Consider the following 25,583-nt stretch of genomic DNA (forward strand, 5'->3'; position numbering starts at 1 on the left):
CGCGACCAGCATAGGTGTCGGGAGGTGCGCTGTCCGCGAAGTGGCCGGATGGCGGACAGCCATGCCCCGGGACCGTATGTGGTCTGGACCACTTGCGGTCGGGGTGAAGGTGGCCGGGAGGTGTCGGGGGAGCGGTCCGGCGACAGTCCGGGAAGGGTCGGGCGCGGCGCCGGGGGAGCCGTCGCGGGGCGTGTCCGGCCGCGACCCGGTGGGGTCGGGGCAGGGGCGCGCCGTAGTCTGTGGGGCATGAGCAAGTCGCCTGGGGAGCGCGCGCGGGGCCGGTCGTCGTTCTTGTGGTGGCCGAGGCGGCGCAGCGCCCTCCTGGACGCCGGACTCGCCGCCGTGGCGGCGCTGGAGTGCGCGGCCAGCTCGGTCACGTACATCGGCGGCCGGATCCACCTCAACCTGGCGGCCGAGCTCGGGATCGCGCTGTTCGGCGCGCTGGTCGGCGCCAGCCTGGTGGTCCGCCGGCGCTGGCCCGCCGTGCCGGTGGTGGTGGCGCTGATCGTGATGCCCGGGGTGCCCGGCATGGTGCTGCTGCTGGTGGCGCTGTACACGCTGGCCGCGACCTGGGAGTGGCCCTCGCGCCGCCGCCGGGTGGTGGCGCTCTCCGCGCTCGCCTACGCCGAGACCGCCGGGGTGATCCTGCTCTCGATGGTCGACCCCGGCGATCCGACGATCGAGCAGCCGCCGTTCTGGGGCCAGCTGGTGCTGGCGCTGCTGGTGGCCGCCGGCGCGACCGTGGCCCCGGTGGTGACCGGCCTCTACGTCGGGGCCCGGCGGCGGCTGATCGAGTCGCTGAAGGACCGCGCGCACGGCCTGGAGACCGAGCTGGACCTGCTGGCCGAGCAGGCCAGGGAGCGCGCCCGCCGGGCCCGGCTGGAGGAGCGCACCCGGATCGCCCGGGAGATGCACGACGTGGTCGCGCACCGGGTCTCGCTGATGGTGGTGCACGCCGGGGCGCTGGAGCGGATCGTGGCCAAGGACCCGGACCGGGCGGCGCAGAGCGCCAAGCTGATGGGCGAGGTCGGCCGGCAGGCGCTGAACGAGCTGCGGGAGATCCTCGGCGTGCTGCGGATGTCCGAGGAGAGCGCGGTCGAACCGGACTCGCTGACCGCGCTGCCGCGGCTGGTCGACCAGTCCCGGGCGGCCGGCATGGCCGTCACCCTGACGGTCAGCGGCAGCCGGCAGGAGTTCACCGGCGAGGCCGAGCAGACCGCCTACCGGGTGGTCCAGGAGGGACTGACCAACGCGCACAAGCACGCGGGCGGGGCCCAGGTGTCGGTGCTGCTCGCGTACGCGCCGAACGGCGTCCGGGTCAGCGTGGTGAACGCCTGCCCGGGCGGCGAGCGGGCCTCGGCCGCGCTGCCCAGCGGCGGCAACGGGCTGGTCGGGATGCGCGAGCGGGTGGTCGCGCTCGGGGGCACCTTCTCGGCGGGGCCGGAGCGGGACGGCGGCTTCCGGGTGGAGGCGGTCCTGCCGTCCCGGCTGGCGGTCCGCGAGGACCGCCTGGTCTAGCGCGTTCTCCGGGCCGTCAGGCGTCCTCGGCGGTGCGCAGCCGTTCCGGGGCGGTGCCCAGCACCAGGGCGGAGATCGCCCGGTCGACGCTGTCGCCGAGGTACCACTCGCCGGTGTGGTCCAGGCTGAAGACCCGGCCCTCCTCGTCGATCGCCAGCAGCGCCTGCCCGTACGCCTCCTCGCCCAGCGGGGCGATCCTGGTGTCCAGGGCGCGGCCCAGGTCGGCCAGGGTGCGGGGCTGGTGCAGGCCGCACAGCGGGTCGACCAGGAACGGGGTGCGGGCCAGCTGCCGGCCGGGCCCGGCCAGGTCGAAGGCGAGGCCGCCGAACTCGGCCCAGGCCTCCACCGCCGCCGGGAAGACCGCGTGCGGGACGTCCGTCGCGCCGCCGTGGCCGGCCAGGGTGTCGGCCCACTCCTCGGCCTGCCGGATCTGCCAGCGCCCGGGGTGCCAGCCGGCCGCCTTCAGCTCGGCGGCGACGTCGGCCGGGAAACGGGGACGGGTCCGCGGCGCGGGCGCGGCGAGGGTGGCCGGCGGCGGGGGCGGGCTGGGCGGATTCAGGACGGGCTCCGGTGGTTCGGGGACGGGGGACGGTCGGCGCGCCGGTCGGCCGGCGCGGGCCGGGTGCGGCGGCCGGCGGGTCAGCCGGCGGCGGCCGGGCCGACCGCGACGCTCTGGACGGTGAAGTGCTCCAGCAGCGGCGCGCAGGAGCGGCACGGCGGAGCGTGGGTGCCGTGGGCCGGATCGTGCTCCTCGCGGATCCGGACCGTGGTCAGCCGGGCGCCCTTCAGCGCCTTGCGGGCCTCGTGCAGGCTCATCGGCTTGCGGGCCGCGCGCTTGGAGCGCCGGCCGTCCACCGAGGCCAGGTACTGGGAGAGCAGGACCGCCTCGGGGCAGCGCCCGGTGAAGCGCTCGCGCTGCTCCAGCGGCAGCGCGTCGAGGAACTCGCCGACCAACGGGTGCAGGACGGGGCCGAGGTCCGACTTGGCGCCCGCCAGGGTGTGCACCTCGCCGCCCTTCAGCGACAGCGCGGCGGCGACGGCGGGCAGCAGGCTGTCGCGATGGTGGCGCAGTAGTGGCGGTCCGGCCGGTTGCCCCGTGCTCATGGCGTCGTTCTCCTCCTCGTCTTCCCGCCGGCGTTCCCGTACGTTCTCCCGCTCGCCCTCCGCGTGGTGCAGGGCCGACAGGGGTCAGCCTGTCAAACGACACTGACAACCGCACAACCGGGGTGCGGGACACGGCCGGTCGGACCCGGTCCGGAGGCTCTGGCGGTGGACGGTCACGCGACGTTGGCCGGATCCGCACGGCATCGTCACGACTCGTCCCCGGGTTTCCCGAATCCGCCCCCGGGCGACTGTGGCGGCCGGTAGCGTTCCAGCAGGCGGGCCGAGGGGACGGGCGGTCCGGTGGGGTCGCCGGTGGAAGTGGCAACTCCTTTGCCTGCCATGGTCGTTGTGGTCGGAGGGGCTGGGGGCCCGGGCCGTGCGCCCGCGAGCCGGTGCCCGGCTCCACACAGCAAGGGGGGTCTTGCGATGACTGACACGGAAACCGCCAACGAGGCGCCCGGCGAACACGTGCCCACACCCGGCGCGCCGCCGCAGCCCGCACCGGAGCGCCGGATCGGGATCGCGGTGGTCGGGGCCGGCTACTGGGGCCCGAACCTGGTCCGCAACGCGCAGCAGACGCCGGCGCTGCGCCTGCACTGGCTCTGCGACCTGGACCCGGCGAAGTCCCGCCGGGTGCTCGGCGAGTACAGCACCGTCCGGTCCACCACCTCCTTCGAGGAGGTGCTGGCCGACGAGCGGGTCGCCGCGGTCGCGGTCGCCACGCCGGCCGCCGCGCACTACCGGCTGGTCAGGGCGGCGCTGGAGGCCGGCAAGCACGTCCTGGTGGAGAAGCCGATCACCACCTCCGCCGCGGAGGCCGCCGAACTGGTGGAGCTCGCCGAGCGGCGCGGACTGGTGCTGATGTGCGACCACACCTTCTGCTACACCCCGGTGGTGCGCCGGATCCGCGAGCTCGTGCACGGCGGGGAGCTCGGCGACATCCAGTTCTTCGACTCGGTGCGGATCAACCTCGGGCTGGTCCAGCCGGACGTCGACGTGCTCTGGGACCTCGCCCCGCACGACCTGTCGATCCTGGACTTCGTCCTGCCGCCGGGGGTGGAGCCGGTCGGCGTCTCCGCCCAGGGCGCCGACCCGATCGGCGCCGGCCGGTCCTGCGTCGCCTATCTGACCGTCCGGCTGAGCAACGGCGCGCTGGCGCACTGCCACGTCAACTGGCTCTCGCCGACCAAGGTCCGCACCACCATGATCGGCGGCTCGCGGCGCACCCTGGTCTGGGACGACCTCAACCCGCAGGCCCGGCTGGCGGTCCACGACCGGGGGGTGGACCTCACCCCGCCGGACGAGCTGACCGACGCGATCCGCCACCAGGCCCTGATCTCCTACCGGGTCGGCTCGATGGTCGCCCCCGCGCTGGTCGAGCAGGAGGCGCTGCGCAACGTGATGGCCGAGTTCGCCGCCGCCATCACCGAGGGCCGGGCCCCGCTCACCGACGGCCGCTCCGGCCTGCGGGTGCTCCAGCTGCTGGAGGCGGCCTCGCTCAGCCTCGAACTCGGCGGCGCCACCGTCCCGGTGGGTGTCGGCCTGGACTCCGAGCTGTCCGGGCCGGGCGAGCCGGCAGCCGGCCACGAACCGTCCGCCGGGCCCGACCTGCCCGGCCCGTCCGCCATGTCCGAAGCTCAGGAAAGGGCCGCCACGCGGTGAACGCTGTACAGATCGAGGGCTCGCGCTGCCTGGTGACCGGCGGGGCCGGCACCATCGGCTCCACCGTGGTGGACCAGCTGATCGAGGGCGGCGCCCGCGAGGTGGTCGTGCTCGACAACTTCGTCCGGGGCCGGGAGGCCAACCTCGCGTACGCCCGCGGGATCGCCGCCCCCGGGCAGCTGCGGGTGGTGGACGGCGACATCCGCGACCGCGCCCTGCTGCGCGAACTCCTCGACCCCGGCACCGACCTGCTCTTCCACCTGGCCGCGATCCGGATCACCCAGTGCGCCACCGAGCCCCGGCTCGCCCTGGAGATCATGGTGGACGGCACCTTCGACGTGGTCGAGGCCGCCGCCGAGGTCGGCGTCGGCAAGGTGATCGCCTCGTCCACCGCCTCCGTCTACGGCCTCGCCGAGGTCTTCCCGACACCCGAGAACCACCACCCGTACAACAACGACACCCTGTACGGGGCGGCCAAGGTCTTCAACGAGGGCCTGCTGCGCTCCTTCCACGCCATGTCCGGCCTGGACTACGTCGCGCTGCGCTACTTCAACGTGTACGGGCCCCGGATGGACGTGCACGGCCGGTACACCGAGGTGTTCATCCGCTGGATGGAGCGGATAGCCGCCGGACAGCCGCCGCTGATCTTCGGCGACGGGACCCAGACGATGGACTTCGTCTACACCGAGGACATCGCCCGGGCCAATCTGCTGGCCGCCGCCGCGCCCGTCACCGACCGGGTCTACAACATCGCCAGCGCCAGCGAGGTCTCGCTGCGGGGCCTGGCCGACGCCCTGCTCACCGCGATGGACCGGAGCGACCTGGACGTCGAGCACGGCCCGGCCCGGGGGACCGCCGGCGGCGTGGTGCGGCGGCTCGCGGACATCGGCGCCGCCGAGCGCGACCTCGGCTGGAAGCCCGAACTGGGCCTCGACGAGGGCCTGCGGCGGCTGGTCGGCTGGTGGCGCGAGCAGTAGCCGTTCCGGGCCCGGCCGGGGTCCGCGCCCGGCCGGGCGTCCCGTCCACCGGTCCCGTCCACCGGTCCCGTCCACCGATCACGTCCACCGGTCACATCCACTGACCCGGTCGATCGCCCGCTGACCCGGTCCACCGACCGCTGACCCGGTCCACCGACCACGCCCACCGATCACGTCCGCGCCACGTTCGGAGCACGCCTGTGTCCAGCATCCCCGTCATGATCCCCTGGCTCGGCGAGGAGGAGGCCGAGGCCGCCGCCGAGGCGGTTCGCTCCGGCTGGGTGGCCCAGGGCCCCCGGGTCGCCGCCTTCGAGCGGGCCTTCGCCGAGCACCTCGGCGTCGAGCACGCCGTCGCCGTCTCCTCCTGCACCACCGCGCTGCACCTGGCGCTGATCGGCGCGGGCGTCGGCCCGGGGGACGAGGTGGTCGTCCCCTCGCTCTCCTTCGTCGCCACCGCCAACGCCGTCACCTACGCCGGTGCGGTGCCGGTGTTCGCGGACGTCGACCCGGCCACCGGCAACCTCACCGCCGCGACCGTCGAACCGCTGCTCACCGGGCGGACCAGGGCGGTGATCGCGGTCGACCAGGGCGGGGTGCCGGTCGACCTGGACGGCCTCCGGGCCGCCGTCGGGCCGCACGGCGTCACCGTGGTCGAGGACGCCGCCTGCGGGGCCGGCTCGGTGTACCGGGGCCGTCCCGTCGGCGCGGGCGCCGAACTCGCCGCGTACTCCTTCCACCCGCGCAAGCTGCTCACCACCGGCGAGGGCGGCATGGTCACCTGCCGCGACGGCGAACTCGCGGCGCGGCTGCGGCGGCTGCGCGAGCACGGGATGAGCGTCTCGGCGGCCGACCGGCACGCGGGGGCCGGCGGCGCGAGCGTGCTGGAGACCTACGACGAGATCGGCTTCAACTACCGGATGACCGACATCCAGGCCGCCATCGGCCTGGTGCAGCTGCGCAAGCTGCCCGCCATGGTCGCCCGTCGGCGCGAGCTCGCCGCCCGCTACCGGGAGCTGCTCGCCGGTACCGGCGTGCGGCTGGTCGACGACCCGCCGCACGGCACCACCAACTACCAGTCCTGCTGGGTGCTGCCGCCGGACGGCGCCCCCGACCGGGCCGAACTGCTGGTCCGGCTCGCCGAGGCCGGTGTCTCCGCCCGGCGCGGCATCATGGCCGCCCATCTGGAGGCCCCGTACAAGGGGACCGCCCGGGTCCCGCTGCCCGCCACCGAGCTGCTCACCCGGCGTTCGCTGATCCTGCCGCTGCACCACGCGCTGACCGAGGAGCAGCAGGACCGGGTGGTGGCCGCGCTGAGGTCCGCGCTCGGCTGAGACCGCTGTCCCGCCGCGCCCCCGTTCCACCGCTCCGTCCGTTCCGCCGCTCGTCCGTACCTCCGCTCGTCCGTACCTCCGTTCCGCTGCTCGCAGGTTTCGTACCGACAGGTTCCGACCGGCCCAGGGAGACCACAGGATGACCACCGACCAGCCCGTTCCGCTCGTCGACCTCGCCGCCGCGCACGCCGAGATCGAGGCGGAGGTCAGGGCCGGCTTCGACCGGGTGCTCGCGAGCGGCGGCTACATCAAGGGGCCGGAGGTGGCCGGCTTCGAGGAGGAGTACGCGGCCTTCTCCGACGCCCGGCACTGCGTCGGCGCGGCCAACGGCACCGACGCCCTCGAACTGGCCCTGCGCGCCCTGGACCTGCCGCCCGGCGGCGGCGTGGTGCTGCCCGCCAACACCTTCGTCGCCACCGCGGAGGCCGTCCAGCGGGCCGGTCTGCGCCCGGTCCTGGTCGACGCCGACCCCGACCACCTGCTGATCGACCCGGCCCGGGTCGCCGAGGTGCTGGCGGACGCGGTCGCGCTGCTGCCGGTCCACCTCAACGGCCAGCTCGCCCCGATGGCCGCGCTGCTCGACCTGGCCGGCGACCGCCCGGTGGTGGAGGACGCGGCGCAGTCCCAGGGGGCCCGGCAGGACGGCCGCGCCCGCCACGGCCGGATCTCCGCCACCAGCTTCTACCCCGGCAAGAACCTCGGCGCCTACGGCGACGCGGGGGCCGTGGTGACCGACGACGACGACCTGGCCGCCGCCGTCCGGCTGATCGGAGACCACGGCTCGGCGCGCAAGTACGTCCACGAGCGGTTCGGCTTCAACTCCCGGATGGACGCGCTCCAGGCCGTCGTGCTGCGCGCCAAGCTGCGCCGACTGCCCGCCTGGAACGAGGCCCGCCGGGCCGCCGCCGCCCGCTACGACGTGCTGCTGGCCGGTCTGGACGGCATCACCCCGCCGCGCACCGCGCCCGGCAACGAGCACGTCTGGCACCTGTACGCGGTCCGGGTCGGCGCGGGCGGCGCCCGCCGGGACGCGTTGCTCGCGGCGCTGAACGCGGCCGGGATCGGGGCGGGCGTGCACTACCCGGTGCCGGTCCACCTGCAGCCGGCCTTCCGGCACCTCGGCCGCGGCGAGGGGGCGTTCCCGGTCGCCGAGCGGGCGGCGGCGGAGCTGCTGACCCTGCCGCTGTTCCCGCAGATCACCGCCGGGCAGCAGGAGCGGGTGGTGGAGGCGCTGGCCAAGGCACTGGCGGCCTGAGCCCACCCCGGCCCCCGCTCCGCCCGCTTTTCCGCTCCGCCCCCCTTTCCCGCTCCGCCCGTTTTTCCGCCCCGCCGGTGACCGCTCCGTGCCCTGCCGGTGGCCGTCCCGTGTCCGGTCGGTGCCGGTCCGCGTCCGGTGCCACCGGGCGGGGGACCGGTCCGCGGGCGTACCCCCTACGCTGTTTCCCAACAAGCGCACCGAGAATTTGCAGCAGCCAGTGGGGGCTCCCAGATGACGACAGGTCGGCCCGGCGTCGCCGCCGCACCGAACGCGGCGTACGCAGGTCAGGTGGTGCAGTTCCCGGATCCGGTCCGCGCCGAGCGGCACCCCGCCGGGGTCCGGGTGGACGAGCACGGCCACCCGGACTTCGGCCCGTACGCCGCCGCGGCGGCCGAGGTCGCCGACCCGCCGGCCGGTTTCGGCGTCGACGAGCTCCGGCTGACCGACTACGTCTCGGCCAACGCCGCGCTGTTCACCCAGGGCCACCCGCTCTGGGCCGACCTGGACACCGCCGTCGCCACCCCGCCCGGCTGGACCTGGCACCACGTGGTCGGCCGGGCCGCGCCCGGCTGGCGGCGGATGGAGCTGGTCCCGGTCGAGGTCAAGGCGATGCTGCGGCACCACGGCGGACTCGCCACCTCCTCCGCCGACCACGGTCGGCGCGGCACCCGCCCGTTGCAGGAGAAGCGGGCGGTGCACTTCCCGCTCGCCCTGGACGGCGGCGACCCGATCGGTGTCCCCGAGGACCTCGTGCAGCGGGCCGAGCAGCGGCTGGGCTACCGGTTGCCCGGCGCCTACCGGACCTTCCTCAAGCTCGGCGGCGGCCGCGTCCCGGCCGGGGTGGCGCTCGACCCGGACCTCGGGCTGCTGGTCGACCAGCCCTTCCTGACGCTCACCGAGGAGTACGGCACCGAGGACGTCGTCTACGCCAACAAGTGCCTGCGGGACCACTTCACCAAGGACTACCTGGGCATCGCCTACGCCCAGGGCGGCATCCTGGCGCTGAAGGTGCGCGGCGACCGGATCGGCTCGGTCTGGCTCTGCCTCTACGACGACGCCCGCGACACCGGTGCCCCGGAGTCCCCCGAGGACCGGGTCGAGCGGCTGCTGCTGCCCTGCGGGGACGACTTCGACGCCTTCCTGCTGCGGCTGGCCGGGAGCCCGCCGGAGCTGGAGACGGTCGCCGAGCTGATGGTGAACGGCGGGTTCGCCCGGGCCGTTCCGGTGGGCTGACGTGGCGTTCGCGGTGGAACGCAGGACGGGCCGGGAGACGGACCGGCCGGTCGTCGACGGTGTGGAACGAGCGGGGACGATGGGGACAGGGGTGAACCGGGCGTGGTGACGTACGCGCAGGCGCAGGAGCTCGCCGAGGAGTGGATCAACGGCGGGGTGTCCCGGGAGCGGCAGCGCGAGGTGCGGGTCCGGGAGTTCGACCTGGGCTTCGTCTGCTGGGCGGTGCAGTCCGCCGAGGGCGGGACCGAGACCGAGGGCGAGGCCCGGCTGGTGATCGCCCGGGACTCCGGCGCGAGCACCCTCTGGCCCGCGCTGCCCGTCAACGAGGTGGTCCGGCAGTACGAGGAGACGTACGGGCGGCCGGTCGCGGCCAACCCGGCCGGGGCGGCCCGGCCCGCGCCGGGGCCGGTGGAGGCGACGTCCTTCCTGCTGAGCCCGCCGCAGTGGCTGCAGGAGGCCGGGGCGGCGGCGCTCGCCGCCGAGGCGGAGCGGCTGGGCGCCCCGGCGACCGCCGGGACGCCGGCGTCGGGGGTGCCGGTGGCAGGCGCCGAGCCCGCCGCTTTCACCGTGCCCGCCGCTCCGGCCGAGCCCGCCGCTTTCACCGTGCCCGCCGCTCCGGCCGAGCCCGCCGCTTTCACCGTGCCCGCCGCTCCGGCCGAGCCCGCCGCTTTCACCGAGCCCGCCGAGCCGGCCGTCCGGCCGGTGGCCCCGCCCGCGCCGCCGCTCGACCCGGCACCCGCCGCGCCGCCGACGCCGGGGGTCCGGTTCGGGCGCGCCGACACGCCCGGGCCCGCCGTGCTGACCACGCCGCCGGTCTCCGAGCGCCCCGCCGGGGACGCGCCGACCATGCTCGCCCCGCCGCCCGGCCACGACGAGCCGGCCGGTCCGCCCTCGTACGGCGCGGGCGTCGAGGCGGCGACCGTCCTGCTGCCCGACGGACTGCGCACCAACGGTGCCGGGCTGTCCGGCGAGCCGAGGGCCGGCTCCGAGGCGGCGACCGTGCTGCTGCCCGAGGGCGCTCGGCCGGGTCTCGCCGGTCTGCCGGGTGCGCCGGGTGGTCCGGGGACGCCGGTGCCTGGGACGCCCGTGCCGCCGTCGGTGCCGCCGATGGTGGAGCCCGCGCCGACGCTGCTGGCGCCGCCGGACGGTGTTCCGGGTCTCGCCGGTCTGCCGGGCGCGCCGGGTGGTCCGGGGACGCCCGTGCCGGGCACTCCGGTGCCGCCGTCGGTGCCGCCGATGGTGGAGCCCGCGCCGACGCTGCTGGCGCCGCCGGACGGTCTGCCCGGCCTCGCCGGTCTGCCGGGCGCGCCCGGCGGCCCCGGCACGCCCGCCCCGGGGACTCCCGTCCCGCCGCCCGCCGGCCCGGGGGTCGAGCACGCCGCCACCATGCTGGCCTCGCCCGACGGCCTGCCCGGACTGGCGGGCCTGCCGGGTGCGCCCGGGGCCCCGGTCCCGCCGCCGGTCGGCCCGCCCGCCGAGCCCGCGCCGCCCGGCGCGCTCGGCCGCGCCCCCGGCTCCGCCCCGCCGCCGCCCCCGCCCGCCGCACTGCGCGGTGGAGCGGCCGGTCCCGGCGCGGGCCCGGCGCCCGCCGCGCTCGGCCGCAACCCGGGTTCGGCCCCGCCGCCGCCCCCGCCCGCCGGGCTGCGCGGCGGCTCCGGCCCGGCGGCCTCCGCCGGTTCCGGTGGCCGAGGCGCCTCCAGCGCCCCGCCGCCCCCGCCGCCCGCCGGTCTGCGCGCCGCGGACGGTCCGGCGGCACCGCCCGCCGCCCCGGCCGCCCCCGCCCCCGGCGGGGTGGCGTACGAGCGCACCCAGCTGGCGGGCGCGATCGACCCGGGCACCCCGCCGTCCGGCGGCCCCGCCGTCCCGCCGCCGCCCGGCGCCGGTGCCTCCGGCGCGCCCGTGGCCGGCTACGGCTACCCGGCCGGGCCCGCGCCCGCCGCCGCCCCGGCGCCGGCACCGGTCGCCGCGCCCGCGCCCGTCCCGCCGGCGCCCGTCCCCGGACCGCCGCAGGGCGCCCCGGTGCCGCCCGGTGTGCCCGCGGTCGGCCCGGGCTACTTCGCCGCGCTCAGCTACCGGGGCCCGGACGGGTCGGAGCAGAAGCTGCTGCACCGCAGCGAGCCCGGCACCCCGCACCCGGAGTGGAAGATCCTCCAGGACCTGCGGCGGCTGAACGTGCCGCCGGAGCAGGTGCTGGAGCTCTACACCGAGCTGGAGTCCTGCGACCTGCCCGGCGGCTACTGCCACCGGATGATCGCCGCCTCCTGGCCGAACGTCCGGCTCACCCACACCGCCGACTACGGCCGGGAGCACCACTCCCGGCAGGCCGGCATGGCCCAGCTGCTGGACCACCTGGACGAGCTGCACCAGCTGGCCTCCGGTCCGCAGCGGGTCCGGCCGTTCCGGGTGCCGCTGCCCGCCCCGGGCACCGTCCCGGCGCCGCAGCCGGTCCCGCCGCAGCAGCTCGGCCAGGAGCTCGGCCAGGCCTTCGGGGCGAACGTGTTCCGCTTCGAGCAGCGCGCGGTGGCCCGGCAGGGCGTGCCCGAGCCGGTGGCGCAGACGCTGATGTGGGCGGGTCTGCCGCGCGAGTTCGGACCGTTCTTCTGGGCGCAGGCCCAGGAGGGCCGGCCGATCCCGACGCTCGCCGAGCTGGCGGCCGAACGGGGCCTGGCGGGCGGTCCCGACTTCGGCGGCTACCTGGTGCTGGGCAACGACTACGGCCGGCAGCTGTGTGTGCAGTACGGCACGGCGCACGTGGTCGCGGTGGATCTCGAAGGAACCGGGGAGCCGCCCCGGTTCGTCAACACAGGTGTACCGGAGTTCGTCCGCGCGCTGGCCCTGCTGGGCCGGATGTGGCGGCTGCGGTACGGGCTGACCCCGGACCAGGCCGGTCGCTGGACGACCGACTTCCAGGCTCAGCTGGCCGCGATCGACCCGGCTGCGCTCCAGTCCGCGGACACCTGGTGGGCCGTACTGCTGGAGCAGTTCTGGGACGGCCTGCTCTAGCGGGCAGCCCCGGAACCACGCAGGTGGCCGGGGGCCGTTCCGAGGTCCGGAACGGCCCCTTCGGCGTACCGGTGCGGCGGCGCCTCATTGGGGTTTCGCCATGATCTGCGCAAAATAGGTCAAGAGGATGGTCGCAATCGTCCATCCTCGACATGTTTCGATCCGTTCGACGTTCGAATCCTGACCGGGTTCGCCGACCCGGTTCCCGAGCGGACCGATCCGTCCGATCATGGGCTCCGCAGCCCGCGACACGAGGGGAAGAGCCCATGAGCGACGCCGTCCCCCAGCACGGCTTCACCGTTGCCCGGCGCGGTTACGCGCCCGAGCAGGTCGACCGCGCCCTGACCGTCTTCACCGCGCAGCGGGACGAGGCGTGGGAGCGGCTGAGCGTGCTCGGGTCCGGAATCCGGGAGATGGAACGCCGGCTGGCCGAGGTCCGACAGGCCGCCGCCGATGCCCCGGAACCGGACTACGAGGTGCTCAGCGAGCAGGCCGCCGGGCTGGCCCGGACGGCCGAGAACGAGGCCCGCGCCGTCCGCGACAAGGCCGAGCGCGCGGCCGAGGACCTCCGCGACGAGGTCTACGAGGCCGGACAGGCGGCCGACCGGGCCGCCAAGGAGTACGCGACCGTCACCCGGACCGAGGCCGACGCGGCCGCGCGCCGCACCGACGAGCGCACCCGGGCCGAGGCCGAGACGATCCGGGCCGACACCGACCGCGAGACCCGGTCCGTCCGGGACGCCGCCACCGCGCACGCGGCCCAGGTCCGGGTCGCGGCCGCCGAGGCCTCCGAGCGGGCCGAGGCCAAGCTGGCCGAGCTGCGCCGCAAGGCCGACGAGACCTTCGCCGAGGCGCAGACCACGGCCGACGCCGAGGACGCGGCGATCTCCTCCACCGCCGAGCGGCGGGTCAAGGAGGCCGAGCAGTTCCGGGAGTCGGTGCTCGGCCGGATCAAGCAGAGCGACGCCGAGGCGCAGGCCAGGGCGGACGAGCTGATCGAGCAGGCCCGGCGCGAGGCCGAGCGGATCAACACGGCGACCGAGCGCGAGCACCGCGAGTTCTCCGCCCGGCTGGAGACGGTGCAGCAGCACCTCGACCACATCAAGGCGACGCTGGCCTCGCTCACGGGTGCCGCGGTGGGCGCGATCGAGCCGCTGCCGGCCCCGGTGGCCGAGGGCCTGGTGGTCGAGGTCGGGGCCGACGAGGTCAGGTCCGTCCGGGAGCGGGCCGACGGTGCCCCGGTGGACGCCGCGCCCGTCGACGCCGCCCCGGTCGACGCGGCTCCCTCGGACGCGCCCCCGGTCGACCCGGAGGCGGACACCGGGGAGATCCCGCTGCCCCTCGCCGTCCCCGCCGCCCTGTCCGTCCCGGTGCCCGCGGCCGCCGACCCGAGGGCCGTTCTCCGCAAGGAGCCCGTCCCGGCCCTGCCCGGCGGCAGCGCGCCCGGTTCGGGCGAGGCGGCCACCGCGATGCTCCGGGTCACCCCCGGGCGGGTCGCCCCGGGCCTCGCCACCGGACCGGTCCCGCCGAGGCCGGCCACGCCCCCGCCGGTTCCGGCGGCGGACGGCGGCGAGGCGGCCGACGCCGAGCGCCCGGCCGAGGAGGAGACCAGGATCATCCCGAAGATCGTGATCGTGGACGACGGCGCCGAGTACGGCACCCCGAACACGGTCGCCTACCGCCGTCGGCGCTGACCGCCCGCAGGCGGTCCCGCGCACACCGGGCCCCGAACGCCGAGACGCGTTCGGGGCCCGGCGCGTCGGCGGACCGGACGGAGGCGGACCGGACGCGGACCCGGCGGGACGGCTCAGAGCACCTCGACCGAGGCGCCGCCCGCCAGCCGGCGCCGGCAGTCCAGCACGTACCGGGCGTGCTCGGTGACCGCCCCGTAGTCGAAGTCGTCGTGGTCGGCCAGCAGCACCACCGCGTCCGCCGCCGCCAGCTCCCGGGGGCTCGCCTCCACCCGGTGGACGGCGGCGAAGGGGTCGCCGTGCGGGTCGTGCTCGGCCGCCCGCTGGCCCGGGATCACCGGCTCGGGCACGTGCACCCCGACCACCACGTGCGGATCGGCGGCGCGGACCTCGGCGCCCATCCGGACCAGCAGCTCGGCGACCCGGGCGGCCGGCGTCTCCCGGGCGTCGCCGGTGTTCTTCTTGTACGCCAGCCCCAGCAGCAGCACCCGCGAGCCCTTGACCGAGCGCTGCCGCTCGTTCAGCGCCTCGGCGAGCCGCCGGACCACGTAGTCGGGCATGTGGCTGTTGACGTCGTTGGCCAGCTCGACGAAGCGGAACGACTGGCCGAGCGCCCGTTCCACCCGCCAGGACAGGTAGGACGGGTCGATCGGCAGGCAGTGCCCGCCCACCCCTGGGCCGGGGGTGAAGCGCAGGTAGCCGAACGGCTTGGTGGAGGCGGCGTCGATGGCCTCCCAGACGTCGATCCCCAGATCGTGGGCGAACATCGCCAGCTCGTTGACCAGGGCGATGTTCACATGGCGGAAGGTGTTCTCCAGCAGCTTGGTCAGCTCGGCCTCCTTGCAGGAGGAGACCGGGACGGTCCGGTCGATCAGCCCGCCGTAGAAGCCCTCGACCGCCGCCAGCGAGGCCGGGTCGATCCCGGAGACCACCTTCGGGGTGTTCTCCAGCCGCCAGGTCGGGTTGCCCGGGTCGATCCGCTCGGGGCTGTAGCCGAGGTGGAAGTCCCGCCCGACGGTCAGCCCCGATCCCTGCTCCAGCAGCGGCGCGAGCAGCTCCTCGGTGGTGCCGGGGTAGGTGGTGGACTCCAGGACGACGGTCGCCCCCGGCCGCAGGTGCTGGGCGAGCAGGGCGGCCGAGGCCTCGATGTACGACAGGTCGGGCACGCCGTCGCGCAGCGGCGTCGGCACGGTGATCACCGCGACGTCGAACTCCGCGACGTCCGACGGCTCGGCGGACGGCAGATAGCTCCCGTTCTCCAGCAGCGGCCGCAGCCGCTCGGCCGGGATGTCCTCGACGTAGGACTCGCCGACGGCCAGCCGTTTGATCCGGCGCTCGTCCACGTCGTAGCCGACCACCCGGTGCCCGACCTCGGCCGCGCGGACCGCGAGCGGCAGCCCCACGTAGCCCTGGCCTGCGATGACAACGCGCATGACGAAGAACCCCCTCCATCGCGACGCCCCTGGCCCCTCCGGGCGTCTCCACACGGTCTTCACCACAGGGTAGGGAGCGGGGCCGGACGGCGCGGGCTTTCCCGGGATTGCGCCGAAAGGGGCCGGAAAGGGACGCGGGCCCGCGGTCGGGGCCGGGCGGCACGCGATCGTGACACCGGGTGTGTGGACGGGGAGGGCGGGCGGGGAAAAGAATGAGGCCGAGACCCGTGGCGTCCTCCAGGAAAGGACGCCACGGTTCCCGGCGTGTGGGCGGGCGCCCCCACCCAGGGCCGCCCGGCCTCGCACTCCCGACCCCCATCGGGTGTGCGACCGTGCCCCTCGCAGCCATCCCCCACGGTTGGGTGCGGCGGGCACATTCACCATGGTGCGCGATCTCCATGGACGGGCAGTGACAGGAGTATGTCCAGATCGTGGCAGAACGCGACGATGGGGAAACGGCCCGGCGGAACGCCAGGACCGGCAGCGTGCGGGCGGTGGTTCGTCCGCACCGGATCGCCGGCGGAGCGCCCGCGGACCGTGCGGGTTCCCCGTGCCGGTCGCGCGCCGCCCCGCCCCCGGCCGTGTGCCGCGTGCGCGTCAGCCTCGCGGCGTAGGCTTGACACCCCCGGCCGCACGGCGTGCCGGGCCGTTCGCGCTGCCCCGACGGGCCCAGGGCCCCCGGGCAGCACCTTCCTCGGGACGAAGAAGAGACTCCAGATGAGCCTGACCGGACTGCTCGATGTCGTCGCGCGGGACGCGGCCCTCGCCGAGGCGATCGAGGCCGCGACCGCCACCGGTGCGGCGGCCGGGGGCCGCCGCCATCTCGACCTGGTCGGACCGCCCGCCGCCAGGCCGTTCGCGATCGCCGCGCTGGCCCGCGCGCTCGCCGGGCAGGCGGCCGGGGAGCGGGGCCGTCCGGTGCTGGCCGTCACCGCCACCGGCCGGGAGGCCGAGGACCTCGCCGCCTCGCTCCGCTCACTGCTGCCGCCGGACGCGGTCGCCGAGTTCCCGGCCTGGGAGACGCTGCCGCACGAGCGGCTCTCCCCGCGCTCGGACACGGTCGGCCGTCGGCTCGCGGTGCTGCGCCGGATCGTCCACCCGCGGGTCGACGACCCCGCGGCCGGGCCGGTGCAGGTGATCGTCGCACCGGTCCGCTCGGTGCTGCAGCCGCAGGTGAAGGGGCTGGCCGAACTGGAGCCGGTGGCCGTCCTGCGGGGCGAGTCGCACGATCTGGAGCAGGTCGCCCGGAAGCTGGCCGCGGCCGCCTACTCCCGGGTCGAACTCGTCGAGAAGCGCGGCGAGTTCGCGGTGCGCGGCGGCATCCTGGACGTCTTCCCGCCGACCGAGGAGCACCCGCTGCGGGTGGAGTTCTGGGGCGACGAGGTCGAGGAGATCCGGTTCTTCAAGGTGGCCGACCAGCGCTCGCTGGAGATCGCCGAGCACGGCCTGTGGGCGCCGCCCTGTCGCGAGCTGCTGCTGACCGACGAGGTGCGGGCCCGGGCCGCCGAACTGTCCGCCGAGCACCCGGGCCTGGCCGAGATCCTGGACCGGATCGCCGAGGGCATCGCGGTCGAGGGCATGGAGTCGCTGGCCCCCGTCCTGGTCGAGGACATGGAGCTGCTGGTCGACGTGCTGCCGCTGGGCTCGGTCGCCGTGGTCTGCGACCCCGAGCGGGTCCGCACCCGCGCCACCGACCTGGTGGCGACCAGCCAGGAGTTCCTGCACGCCTCCTGGGTGGCCGCCGCCTCCGGGGGCGACCGGCCCATCGATCTGGAGACCATCGACGTCTCGGCCGCCTCGCTGCGCTCGCTCGCCGAGGTGCGCGAGCACGCCGCCGAGATCGGCCTGCCGTGGTGGTCGGTCAGCCCGTTCGCGACCAGCGACGCCTCGGTGAGCGGGCTGCTGGAGTTCGACACCAACACCCTGACCCTCGGCATGCACGCGGTCGAGGCGTACCGGGGCGACACCGCCCGGGCGATCGCCGACGCCAAGGAGCGGCTGGCCGCCGACTGGCGGGTGGTCATGGTGACCGAGGGCCACGGACCGGCCTCCCGGCTCGCCGAGGTGCTCGGCAACGAGGGCATCGCGGCCCGGCTGGTCGCCGACCTGTCCGAGGCCCCCACCCGGGACGTCGTGCACGTCTCCTGCGGCTCGATCGAGCACGGCTTCGTCGACGAGGCGCTCAAGCTGACCGTGATCACCGAGACCGACCTGTCCGGCCAGCGGTCCTCCACCAAGGACATGCGGCGGATGCCGTCCCGGCGCCGCAACGCGATCGACCCGCTGGCGCTGGTGCCCGGCGACTACGTGGTGCACGAGGCGCACGGCGTCGGCCGGTACGTGGAGATGGTGCAGCGCACCGTGCAGGGCGCCACCCGCGAGTACCTGGTGCTGGAGTACGCGCCGGCCAAGCGGGGGCACCCCGGCGACCGGCTGTTCGTGCCGACCGACCAGCTCGACCAGGTCACCAAGTACGTCGGCGGCGAGGCCCCGACGCTGCACCGGCTGGGCGGCGCGGACTGGGCGAAGACCAAGCAGCGGGCCAAGAAGGCGGTCAAGGAGATCGCCGCCGACCTGATCAAGCTGTACTCGGCCCGGATGGCGGCCCCCGGTCACACCTTCGGCCCGGACACCCCGTGGCAGCGCGAGCTGGAGGACGCCTTCCCCTACGCGGAGACGCCCGACCAGCTGACCACCATCGCCGAGGTCAAGTCGGACATGGAGAAGTCCGTCCCGATGGACCGGCTGATCTGCGGCGACGTCGGCTACGGCAAGACCGAGATCGCGGTGCGGGCGGCGTTCAAGGCGGTGCAGGACGGCAAGCAGGTCGCGGTGCTGGTGCCGACCACGCTGCTGGTGCAGCAGCACTTCTCGACCTTCGCCGAGCGGTACGCCAACTTCCCGGTGAACGTGAAGGCGCTGTCCAGGTTCCAGAGCGACGGCGAGGCCAAGGCCGTACTGGAGGGGCTGTTCGAGGGCTCGGTGGACGTCGTCATCGGCACCCACCGGCTGTTCTCCTCGGAGACCCGCTTCAAGGACCTCGGCCTGGTCATCGTCGACGAGGAGCAGCGCTTCGGCGTCGAGCACAAGGAGCAGCTGAAGAAGCTGCGGGCCAACGTCGACGTGCTCACCATGTCCGCGACCCCGATCCCGCGCACCCTGGAGATGGCGGTCACCGGGATCCGCGAGATGTCCACCATCACCACCCCGCCGGAGGAGCGGCACCCGGTGCTGACCTTCGTCGGCCCCTACGACGAGAAGCAGATCTCGGCCGCGATCCGGCGTGAACTCCTGCGCGAGGGCCAGGTGTTCTACATCCACAACCGGGTCGAGTCGATCGACCGGGCGGCCGCCCGGCTGAAGGAGCTGGTGCCGGAGGCGCGGATCGCCACCGCGCACGGGCAGATGGGCGAGACCCAGCTGGAGAAGGTGGTCGTCGACTTCTGGGAGAAGGAGTTCGACGTCCTGGTGTCGACCACGATCGTCGAGTCCGGCATCGACATCTCCAACGCCAACACCCTGATCGTCGAGCGCGGCGACACCTTCGGCCTCTCCCAGCTGCACCAGTTGCGCGGCCGGGTGGGCCGGGGCCGGGAGCGGGGGTACGCCTACATGCTGTACCCGCCGGAGAAGCCGCTGACCGAGACGGCGCACGAGCGGCTGGCCACCATCGCCCAGCACACCGAGATGGGCGCCGGCATGTACGTCGCGATGAAGGACCTGGAGATCCGCGGCGCGGGCAACCTGCTCGGCGGCGAGCAGTCCGGGCACATCGCGGGTGTCGGCTTCGACCTCTACATGCGGATGGTCGGCGAGGCGGTGGCCGAGTTCCGCGAGTCGCTGGCGGGCGGCGGGGAGGCGGAGGAGGAGCCGCTGGAGGTGAAGATCGAGCTGCCGGTCGACGCCCATGTGCCGCACGACTACGCGCCGGGGGAGCGGCTGCGGCTCCAGGCCTACCGCTCGATCGCGGCGGTCAACTCGGAGGAGGACATCACCCAGGTCCGGGACGAGCTGGTCGACCGGTACGGCAAGCTGCCCGAGCCGGTGGAGAACCTGCTGCTGGTGGCGGCGCTGCGGCTGTACGCGCGGCGGTGCGGCATCGCGGACATCACGCTGCAGGGCTCCAACGTGCGCTTCGGACCGGTCGAGCTGAGGGAGTCGCAGCAGCTGCGGCTGAACCGGCTCTACCCGCGCAGCCAGGTGAAGGCGGCGACCAACCAGCTGCTGGTGCCCCGGCCGTCCACCGGGCGGATCGGTGGCAAGCCGCTGGTCGGGCGGGAGCTGCTGGCCTGGTCCAGGGAGTTCCTGTCGTCGATGTTCGACGACCTGGCGGGGGCGCGGAAGTAGCGGATCCCCCGGCGGTCGGGGGCCCCGGGAGGGGGCCTCGCCGGGTACGGCGGTCTCGGGCGGTGCTGCCCGGGGCCGCCGTCGGCGTTCCTGCGGGTGTTCCGGTGCCCGGCGGTGGGGGTGCCACCGTTGTCAGCCCAGCTTCCACTGGCCGACCTGGTCGGCGAAGCCGTTGTCCAGGGAGAACTGGACCTTGTCGAGCTTGGTGCCGTTCGGCACCTCGAAGACGACGAAGCCCTTGCCCGTCTCGCCGGAGGCGATGTTGGTCGGGGTCTGGAAGGACGGGCCGGCCTTGGTGTCGGCGAGCGTCGGGCCGTACGCCTGGCCCTGGTCGTCGATCACCTTGGCGGCGCTCCACGGGGCCTCGCTGTAGGCCTTGGCTCCGGTCGGCTTGATCTGGAACTGCACGGCGACGTAGTGCTTGCCGTCCGCCGCGGTCAGGTACTCGTTGGTGCTCTGGGCCGGGTCGACCACCTTCAGTGCGGTGACGTCGGCGGTGTTGCCCTTCTCCAGGGTGCTCTTGAGGGCGATGGTGTCGCCGACCTTCGCCGGGGCCTTGGCCGCCTCGGCGGGCTTGCTCTCGGCGGGCTTGCTGTCGGCCGGCTTGGCGGGGGCGGAGGTGGCGGCGCCGGCTGCCGGGGCGGTGGCGGCAGGGGCGGCGGGGGCGGAGGCGGCGGCGGTCTGCTTGGCCTCGGTGGAGACGGACGGGCCGCCGGTCGAGTCGCAGGCCGTCGCGGTGAGGGTGACGAGCGTGGCGCCCAGCAGCAGGGCGGCGGTGCGGCGGGTGCGGCGGGTGGTCGCGGACATCGGGGTCTCCTGTCGTGTCGCCGGGTACGGACCGGCTCTTCGTCCTGTGCGGTGTCGACCTGACCTGCTGTCGACAGGACAGATCACATCATCTGCTGTGAACGATGTCAACGGCTTCTCATGAAACATCTCTGTTCACGTGTGAACCGCCGGAACGGTGCCGCTGACTATGCTGTGTGGCCACACCAGTGCCGTCGCCGACGAAGGAGCCCCCATGCCGGACCGTCCCGAGGTGACCGCGGTCGAGATCGCCCGCCTCGCCGGGGTGGGCCGCGCCGCCGTCAGCAACTGGCGCCGCCGCCACCCCGACTTCCCGCGCCCCGTCGGCGGCACCGACAGCAGCCCGGCCTTCGCGCTCACCGAGGTGGAGTCCTGGCTCCGGTCCCAGGGCAAGATCGCCGAACTGCCGCTGCTGGAGCGGGTCTGGCGACTCGTCGAGACCCTGCGCGACCCGGCCGGCCACCCGGCCGCCCCGCTGGTCCGGGCCGGCGCCGTCCTGCTGCTGCACCACCGCGAACCGGAGCGCTGGGCCGTCCTCGCCGACCAGCCGGACACCAGGCTCGCCACCGCCCTGCCGCGCGCCCTCGCCGACACCGCCCGCACCGTGTTCGGCCCCGAGGCCGTCACCGGCCCCGGCCCCGGCATCGGTGCCGACGGCTCGGACGGCGCCACCGGCCCCGGGCGGCCCGGCCTGTTCGGCTCCACCGAGCTCGACCTCGCCCGGCTGCTCGCCCGGCTGGCCGCCGAGGCCGGCCCGGCCGCCGCCTACGAGCAACTCCTCACCCGGTACGCCGAAGCCAACACCCGCCAGCTCAGCCCCACCCCGCCGGAGGCCGCCGAACTGCTCGCCGCCGTCGCCGGCGTCCCCGCCACCGTGCTCGACCCCGCCACCGGCCTCGGCGCCCTGCTGCTCGCCCTGCCGCCCACCACCGACCGCTACGGCCAGGACACCGACCCGGTCACCGCCGCGCTCGCCCGGCTCAGGCTCGCCCTGCACGCGCCTGCCGACGACCCCACCCCGCTCCCGGTCGACCTCCGCCCCGGCGACGCCCTGCGCGCCGACGCCTACACCGGGCACACCTTCGACGCGGTGCTCTGCCAGCCCCCCTACAACGAGCGGGACTGGGGTCACGACGAGCTGCAGTTCGACCGGCGCTGGCCCGGCGGCCTCGTCCCGCCGCGCGGCGAGTCCGAACTCGCCTGGGTGCTGCACTGCCTCGCCCACACCCGTCCCGGCGGGCTCACCGCCCTGCTGCTCCCGCCGACCGTCGCCGCCCGCCGGGCCGGCCGCCGGGTCCGCGCCGAACTGCTGCGCTCCGGCGCGCTGCGGGCCGTCGTCGCCCTCCCGGCCGGCGCCGCGCCGCCCTACGGGGTGCCGCTGCACCTCTGGGTGCTGCGCGCGCCCCGCCCCGGCGACGACTTCCGCCAGGTGCTGATGCTGGACGCCGCCGCCACCTCGCCCGGCTCCGCCGACCTCGCCGAGGGCGGCCGCGACAAGGTCCGCTGGCCCGAGCTGCGCCGCACCGTCCTGGACGCCTGGCGCGCCTTCGACCTCGCCGCCCGCGAGGGCCTCCCGCTCCCCGAGGACCGGCCCGGCCGGTACCGGACCGTGGCGGCGATCGACCTGCTCGACGACGAGACCGACCTCTCGCCCGCCCGGCACGTCCCGCCGGCCGCCCCGCCCGGCGGCGCCGCCGGGCTCTCCCATCTCGGGGGCCGGCTGACCGAACTGCTGGACGCGCTCGCCGACCCCGGCACGCTGCTGCCCGGGCCGGTGGCCGACCCGGCGCCGGGTGCCGGCGGGGGCGCGGGCGGGGGCGCGGGCCCGGTCGTCACCCTGGGGGAGCTGGTCCGCTCCGGACTCCTGGAGGTGCACTCCTCGGGCGCCGGCGCCCCGGCCCGGCCCGCCGGCACCGACCCGGCCGGCACCCCCGTGCTGACGGACCAGGACCTGGTCACCGGCGCCGCGCCCGGCGCCGTCCTCGACCGGGCCGACGCCGAAGGCACCCCGCTGACCCGGCCCGGCGACGTGCTCGTCCCCGCCCTCGGCGGCGGCGTCGCCCGGGTGGTCGGCCTCGGCGGCCCGCCCGCCGGCGCCGCGCTCGGCCGCCAGCTCCACCTGCTCCGCCCCGACCCGGCCGCCCTCGACCCGGACTTCCTGGCCGGCCACCTGCGCTCCACGGCCGCCGCCCGCCGGGCCGCCAGCCACGCCTCGACGACCACCCGGCTGGACATCCGGCGGGTCGAGCTGCCGCGGCTGCCGATCGCCGAACAGCGCCGCCTCGGCGTTGCCTTCGCCCGGCTCGCCGCCTTCGACGCGATGCTGCAGCAGGCCGCCGCCCTCGGCCACGCCCTCACCCAGGCCGTCACCGATGCCCTCGCCGCCGGCACCGCCGAGCCCCCGTCCGCTCCCTGACGGTCCCTGACAATCGTTCCCTGGCGGCCCCGGGAGCCTGCCTGCACCCGTCGCCGACCGGCTCCGGACGTCGGACCGGCCGACTTCCCACTCCGCCCCGGTGCCGCCGGAGCGGTGCGGGCACGACGGAAGGACTCCGGCCCGACCGGTGCTGGCGGTACGGTGTGCGGAACCGGTTCCGTGATCCGGACGGCAGCCGTCCTCACCCGCTCAGGAGCGCGCATGTCAGGGCAGTACCCCGGGCAGTTCGGCCCACCGCCCGGTGGCGCGCCCGCCGGTGGCATACCCGGCGCCACGCCCCCGCCCTACGGCCGGACCCTGGTCGCCCGGCCCCCGGGCCCCGGTCGGCCGGTCGGCCCGTACGGCGTGGCCGGCCGGATCCTGGTGGTCCTCGCGCCGTTGCTGACCGTCGGTCTGCTCGGCATGGTGCCGTCGCTGCTGCTGGCCGTCCGCCGCCGCCGGGCGTACGACATCCTGGGCGCGGTGGTGTACGCCGGGCTCTTCCTCACCTTCTTCATCTGCGTCGGGGTGGCCGGCAGCTTCGGCAAGGGCGAGGCCCCGACGGCCGACGCGGTCGGCACCACGACGATGGTGCTGATGTGGTTCACCCCGCCGGTGCACTTCCTGCTGATGGACCGCAAGGTGGTCTGGTCGGCGGGTCGCCCCTCCGCACCGGCCGTGGTCGGCGGGCACCCACAGCCGGCCGGGTACGGCTACCCGTCCGCCCAGCCGTACGGCGCCGCGCAGCCCTACCCGTCCGCCCAGCCGTACGGGACGCCGCAGCCGTACGCCCCCGCCCCCGCCCCGACCTACGGCGCCGCTCCCGTCCAGCCCTACGGGACCCCGGCCCCGTACCCGGCACCCGCCCCGGCCTCCTATCCGCAGGCCGCCGAGCCCGGGCAGGCCGCGCAGCCCCCGTACCGGTCCCACCCGCCGGCCCCGGCCGCGGGCCAGGGGGCCTCCGGCGCCGGCCCCGCCACCTCCGACGAACTGCGCGAGCTCGGCGAACTGCTGCGCCGTCAGGCTCGCGAGGACCGCCCGTGACCCTCGCCCGGGTGATCGGCGGCCGCTACCACCTCACCGAGAAGATCGGCCACGGGGGCATGGGCCAGGTCTGGGCCGGCCACGACGAGCGGCTCGCCCGCCCGGTCGCCGTCAAGCTGCTGCGCACCGACCTCCTCCTCGCCGCCGTCGGCACCGACCCGACCACCGCCGACCGGCTCCGGCAGGGCGACGACCTGCGCCGCCGCTTCCTCCGCGAGTGCCGCACCACCGCCGCCCTCGACCACCCGGGCCTGGTCACCGTCTTCGACGCGGGCGAGGAGAACGGTGAGCTGTACCTGGTGATGCAGCGCGTCCCCGGCGTCAGCCTGGCCGACCTCATCGCCGAGGACGCGCCGTTCCCGGTCGAGCGCGCGGTCGCCGTGGCCGCCCAGCTCTGCGCCGCGCTGGCCGCCGTGCACGCGGTGGGGGTCGTCCACCGCGACCTCAAGCCCAGCAATGTGATGGTCCGGGAGGGCGGCCGGACCGTCCTGCTGGACCTCGGCATCGCCACCGCGCTCGATCCCGAGGCCACCCGGCTCACCCTCACCGGCGTCCCGATCGGCAGCCCGTCGTACATGGCGCCGGAACAGGCGCTGTCCGCCGTCGTCGACCCGCGCAGCGACCTGTACGCGCTCGGCTGCCTGCTGCACGAGATGCTGACCGGCGAAGGGCCGTTCCGGGCGCCCACCGCGCTGGGGCTGCTGCGGCGGCACGTCGACGACCCGCCGGTGCCGCTCCGCGACCTGCGGCCCGAGGTGCCGGCCGTGCTGGAGCGGCTCGTGCTCGACCTGCTCGCCAAGCGCCCCGGGGACCGGCCGGCCGACGCCCAGGAGGTGTACGGGCGGCTGCTGCCGCTGCTGCCCGCCGCCGTCGCGGTGCCGCAGCCCCGGTTCGGGCCGCTGCCGGACCCGGCCCGGCCGTACCGGTACCCGCTCCAGCCGCAGCCGCGTCCGGAGGGCGTCGCCCCGGCGGCGCCGCCCCGGGCCGAACCAGCGCCCTTCCTGATCGCCGCCGTGCCGGACCCGTCCGCCCGGGCGCTGCCGCAGGCTCCGCCGATCGCACCCGTACCCGTACCCGTACCTGTCCCAGCACCCGCCCCGCCCGCCCCGGTGGCGGAGGACTTCGCGGCGGCCTGCGCCCGGCTCTCCGACCTGGTCGACGCCGGCCGGCGCCCCGAGGTGCTCGACCTCGCCGCCCGGCTGCTGGCCCGCGGTCGGTCCGAACTCGGCGACGGCGCGGCGATGGTCCGCACTGTCCGGACCATCTACGCCCGCACCCTCCTCCAGGAGCGGCGCCACCACGAGGCCCTGGCCGAGTACCGGGCGCTCGCCGCCACCGCCGAGGGCGGGCCGCACGGCCGACGGGCGCTCGAACCGCGCCACCGGGTGGCCGAGTGCCTGGAACAGCTGGGCCGTGGCGCGGAGGCGCTGACCGAGTACCAGGCCCTGCTCGCGGTGTGGCCGGAGACCGAACCCGAGCGGCTGCTCGACCTCCGGGAACGGGTCGGTGTGCTGCTGGCCTCGCTCGGCGAGACGGAGGCGGCCTGGTCGTGGCTGCTCCAACTGCTCCTCGACCGCGAACGCCGCGACGGCCCGCACCACCCGGCGGTCCGCCGCCTGCGGCAGACCCTCGACACCCTCCGGCCGCACCGCACCGACGCCACCCCCTGGCCCCCGCGCGCCTGACCCTTGCACGCCTGAACCTCGCCCGCCGTCAGGCGACCGTTCCCCGACGGGCATGACTTTCGACAGATCCGCTG

16 protein-coding genes are annotated in these 25,583 nt (G+C 75.9%); 12 read left to right on the top strand and 4 right to left on the bottom strand.

Translation table 11 applies throughout. The annotated features are described in order from the left end of the window. Nucleotides 1-246: 246 nt before the first annotated feature. The gene (locus ACW14Y_RS24320; protein ID WP_380309737.1) at nt 247-1,518 is read left to right on the top strand and encodes a histidine kinase; all 1,272 of its coding nucleotides are present in this window, start codon (nt 247-249) and stop codon (nt 1,516-1,518) included. A gap of 16 nt (nt 1,519-1,534) precedes the next feature. Here ACW14Y_RS24320 and ACW14Y_RS24325 read toward each other — a convergent pair whose 3' ends face one another. Then, on the bottom strand, nt 1,535-2,077 hold the full coding sequence (locus tag ACW14Y_RS24325; protein ID WP_380309750.1) for an SUKH-3 domain-containing protein: 543 nt from the start codon (nt 2,075-2,077) through the stop codon (nt 1,535-1,537). Between the two features lie 80 nt (nt 2,078-2,157). Then, nucleotides 2,158-2,622, bottom strand: a complete 465-nt coding sequence (locus tag ACW14Y_RS24330) for a YwqJ-related putative deaminase (RefSeq protein WP_380309739.1) — start codon at nt 2,620-2,622, stop codon at nt 2,158-2,160. A 426-nt stretch (nt 2,623-3,048) separates the two neighbouring features. Here ACW14Y_RS24330 and ACW14Y_RS24335 point away from each other — a divergent pair, with 426 nt between their 5' ends. The 7 genes from ACW14Y_RS24335 (at nt 3,049) to ACW14Y_RS24365 (ending at nt 13,780) form a co-directional block, all read left to right on the top strand. Further along, on the top strand, nt 3,049-4,284 hold the full coding sequence (locus ACW14Y_RS24335) for a Gfo/Idh/MocA family protein (protein WP_380309741.1): 1,236 nt from the start codon (nt 3,049-3,051) through the stop codon (nt 4,282-4,284). Beyond that, entirely contained in the window at nt 4,281-5,261 is a 981-nt protein-coding gene (locus ACW14Y_RS24340; protein WP_380309742.1) for an NAD-dependent epimerase/dehydratase family protein, read from the top strand. Before ACW14Y_RS24335 ends, ACW14Y_RS24340 begins: the two co-directional genes overlap by 4 nt. A gap of 218 nt (nt 5,262-5,479) precedes the next feature. After that, complete coding sequence (locus ACW14Y_RS24345; RefSeq protein WP_380309744.1) at nt 5,480-6,592, top strand: DegT/DnrJ/EryC1/StrS family aminotransferase; 1,113 nt, start codon at nt 5,480-5,482, stop codon at nt 6,590-6,592. 139 nt (nt 6,593-6,731) lie between these two features. After that, on the top strand, nt 6,732-7,847 hold the full coding sequence (locus ACW14Y_RS24350; protein WP_380384830.1) for a DegT/DnrJ/EryC1/StrS family aminotransferase: 1,116 nt from the start codon (nt 6,732-6,734) through the stop codon (nt 7,845-7,847). 234 nt (nt 7,848-8,081) lie between these two features. Then, nucleotides 8,082-9,083, top strand: coding sequence for an SMI1/KNR4 family protein (locus ACW14Y_RS24355; RefSeq protein ID WP_380309748.1), 1,002 nt, complete (start codon nt 8,082-8,084; stop codon nt 9,081-9,083). Between the two features lie 102 nt (nt 9,084-9,185). Continuing rightward, the gene (locus ACW14Y_RS24360) at nt 9,186-12,086 is read left to right on the top strand and encodes an SUKH-4 family immunity protein (protein ID WP_456983523.1); all 2,901 of its coding nucleotides are present in this window, start codon (nt 9,186-9,188) and stop codon (nt 12,084-12,086) included. A gap of 266 nt (nt 12,087-12,352) precedes the next feature. Next, nucleotides 12,353-13,780 carry a hypothetical protein gene (locus ACW14Y_RS24365; protein WP_456983525.1) on the top strand — a complete coding sequence of 476 codons (1,428 nt, stop codon included), beginning with the start codon at nt 12,353-12,355 and terminating at the stop codon, nt 13,778-13,780. Between the two features lie 113 nt (nt 13,781-13,893). On the opposite strand, the gene ACW14Y_RS24370 is transcribed toward ACW14Y_RS24365, so the two are convergent. Next, nucleotides 13,894-15,210, bottom strand: coding sequence for a nucleotide sugar dehydrogenase (locus ACW14Y_RS24370; RefSeq protein ID WP_380306027.1), 1,317 nt, complete (start codon nt 15,208-15,210; stop codon nt 13,894-13,896). 717 nt (nt 15,211-15,927) lie between these two features. On the opposite strand from ACW14Y_RS24370, the gene mfd reads away from it, so the two are divergent. After that, nucleotides 15,928-19,557: a transcription-repair coupling factor gene (gene mfd, locus ACW14Y_RS24375; protein WP_380306029.1), complete on the top strand. Its 3,630-nt coding sequence runs from the start codon at nt 15,928-15,930 to the stop codon at nt 19,555-19,557. Nucleotides 19,558-19,689: 132 nt separating this feature from the next. Here mfd and ACW14Y_RS24380 read toward each other — a convergent pair whose 3' ends face one another. Next, nucleotides 19,690-20,364 carry a DUF4352 domain-containing protein gene (locus ACW14Y_RS24380; protein WP_380306031.1) on the bottom strand — a complete coding sequence of 225 codons (675 nt, stop codon included), beginning with the start codon at nt 20,362-20,364 and terminating at the stop codon, nt 19,690-19,692. Between the two features lie 214 nt (nt 20,365-20,578). Here ACW14Y_RS24380 and ACW14Y_RS24385 point away from each other — a divergent pair, with 214 nt between their 5' ends. The 3 genes from ACW14Y_RS24385 to ACW14Y_RS24395 all read left to right on the top strand — a co-directional run bounded on the left by ACW14Y_RS24385 (nt 20,579) and on the right by ACW14Y_RS24395 (nt 25,509). Beyond that, on the top strand, nt 20,579-22,780 hold the full coding sequence (locus ACW14Y_RS24385) for an N-6 DNA methylase (protein ID WP_456983528.1): 2,202 nt from the start codon (nt 20,579-20,581) through the stop codon (nt 22,778-22,780). A 222-nt stretch (nt 22,781-23,002) separates the two neighbouring features. After that, nucleotides 23,003-23,824 carry a hypothetical protein gene (locus ACW14Y_RS24390; protein ID WP_380306035.1) on the top strand — a complete coding sequence of 274 codons (822 nt, stop codon included), beginning with the start codon at nt 23,003-23,005 and terminating at the stop codon, nt 23,822-23,824. Beyond that, entirely contained in the window at nt 23,821-25,509 is a 1,689-nt protein-coding gene (locus ACW14Y_RS24395; protein ID WP_456983530.1) for a protein kinase domain-containing protein, read from the top strand. Before ACW14Y_RS24390 ends, ACW14Y_RS24395 begins: the two co-directional genes overlap by 4 nt. The last annotated feature ends 74 nt before the right edge of the window (nt 25,510-25,583 follow it).

The sequence above is a fragment of the Kitasatospora sp. cg17-2 genome (assembly GCF_054031055.1).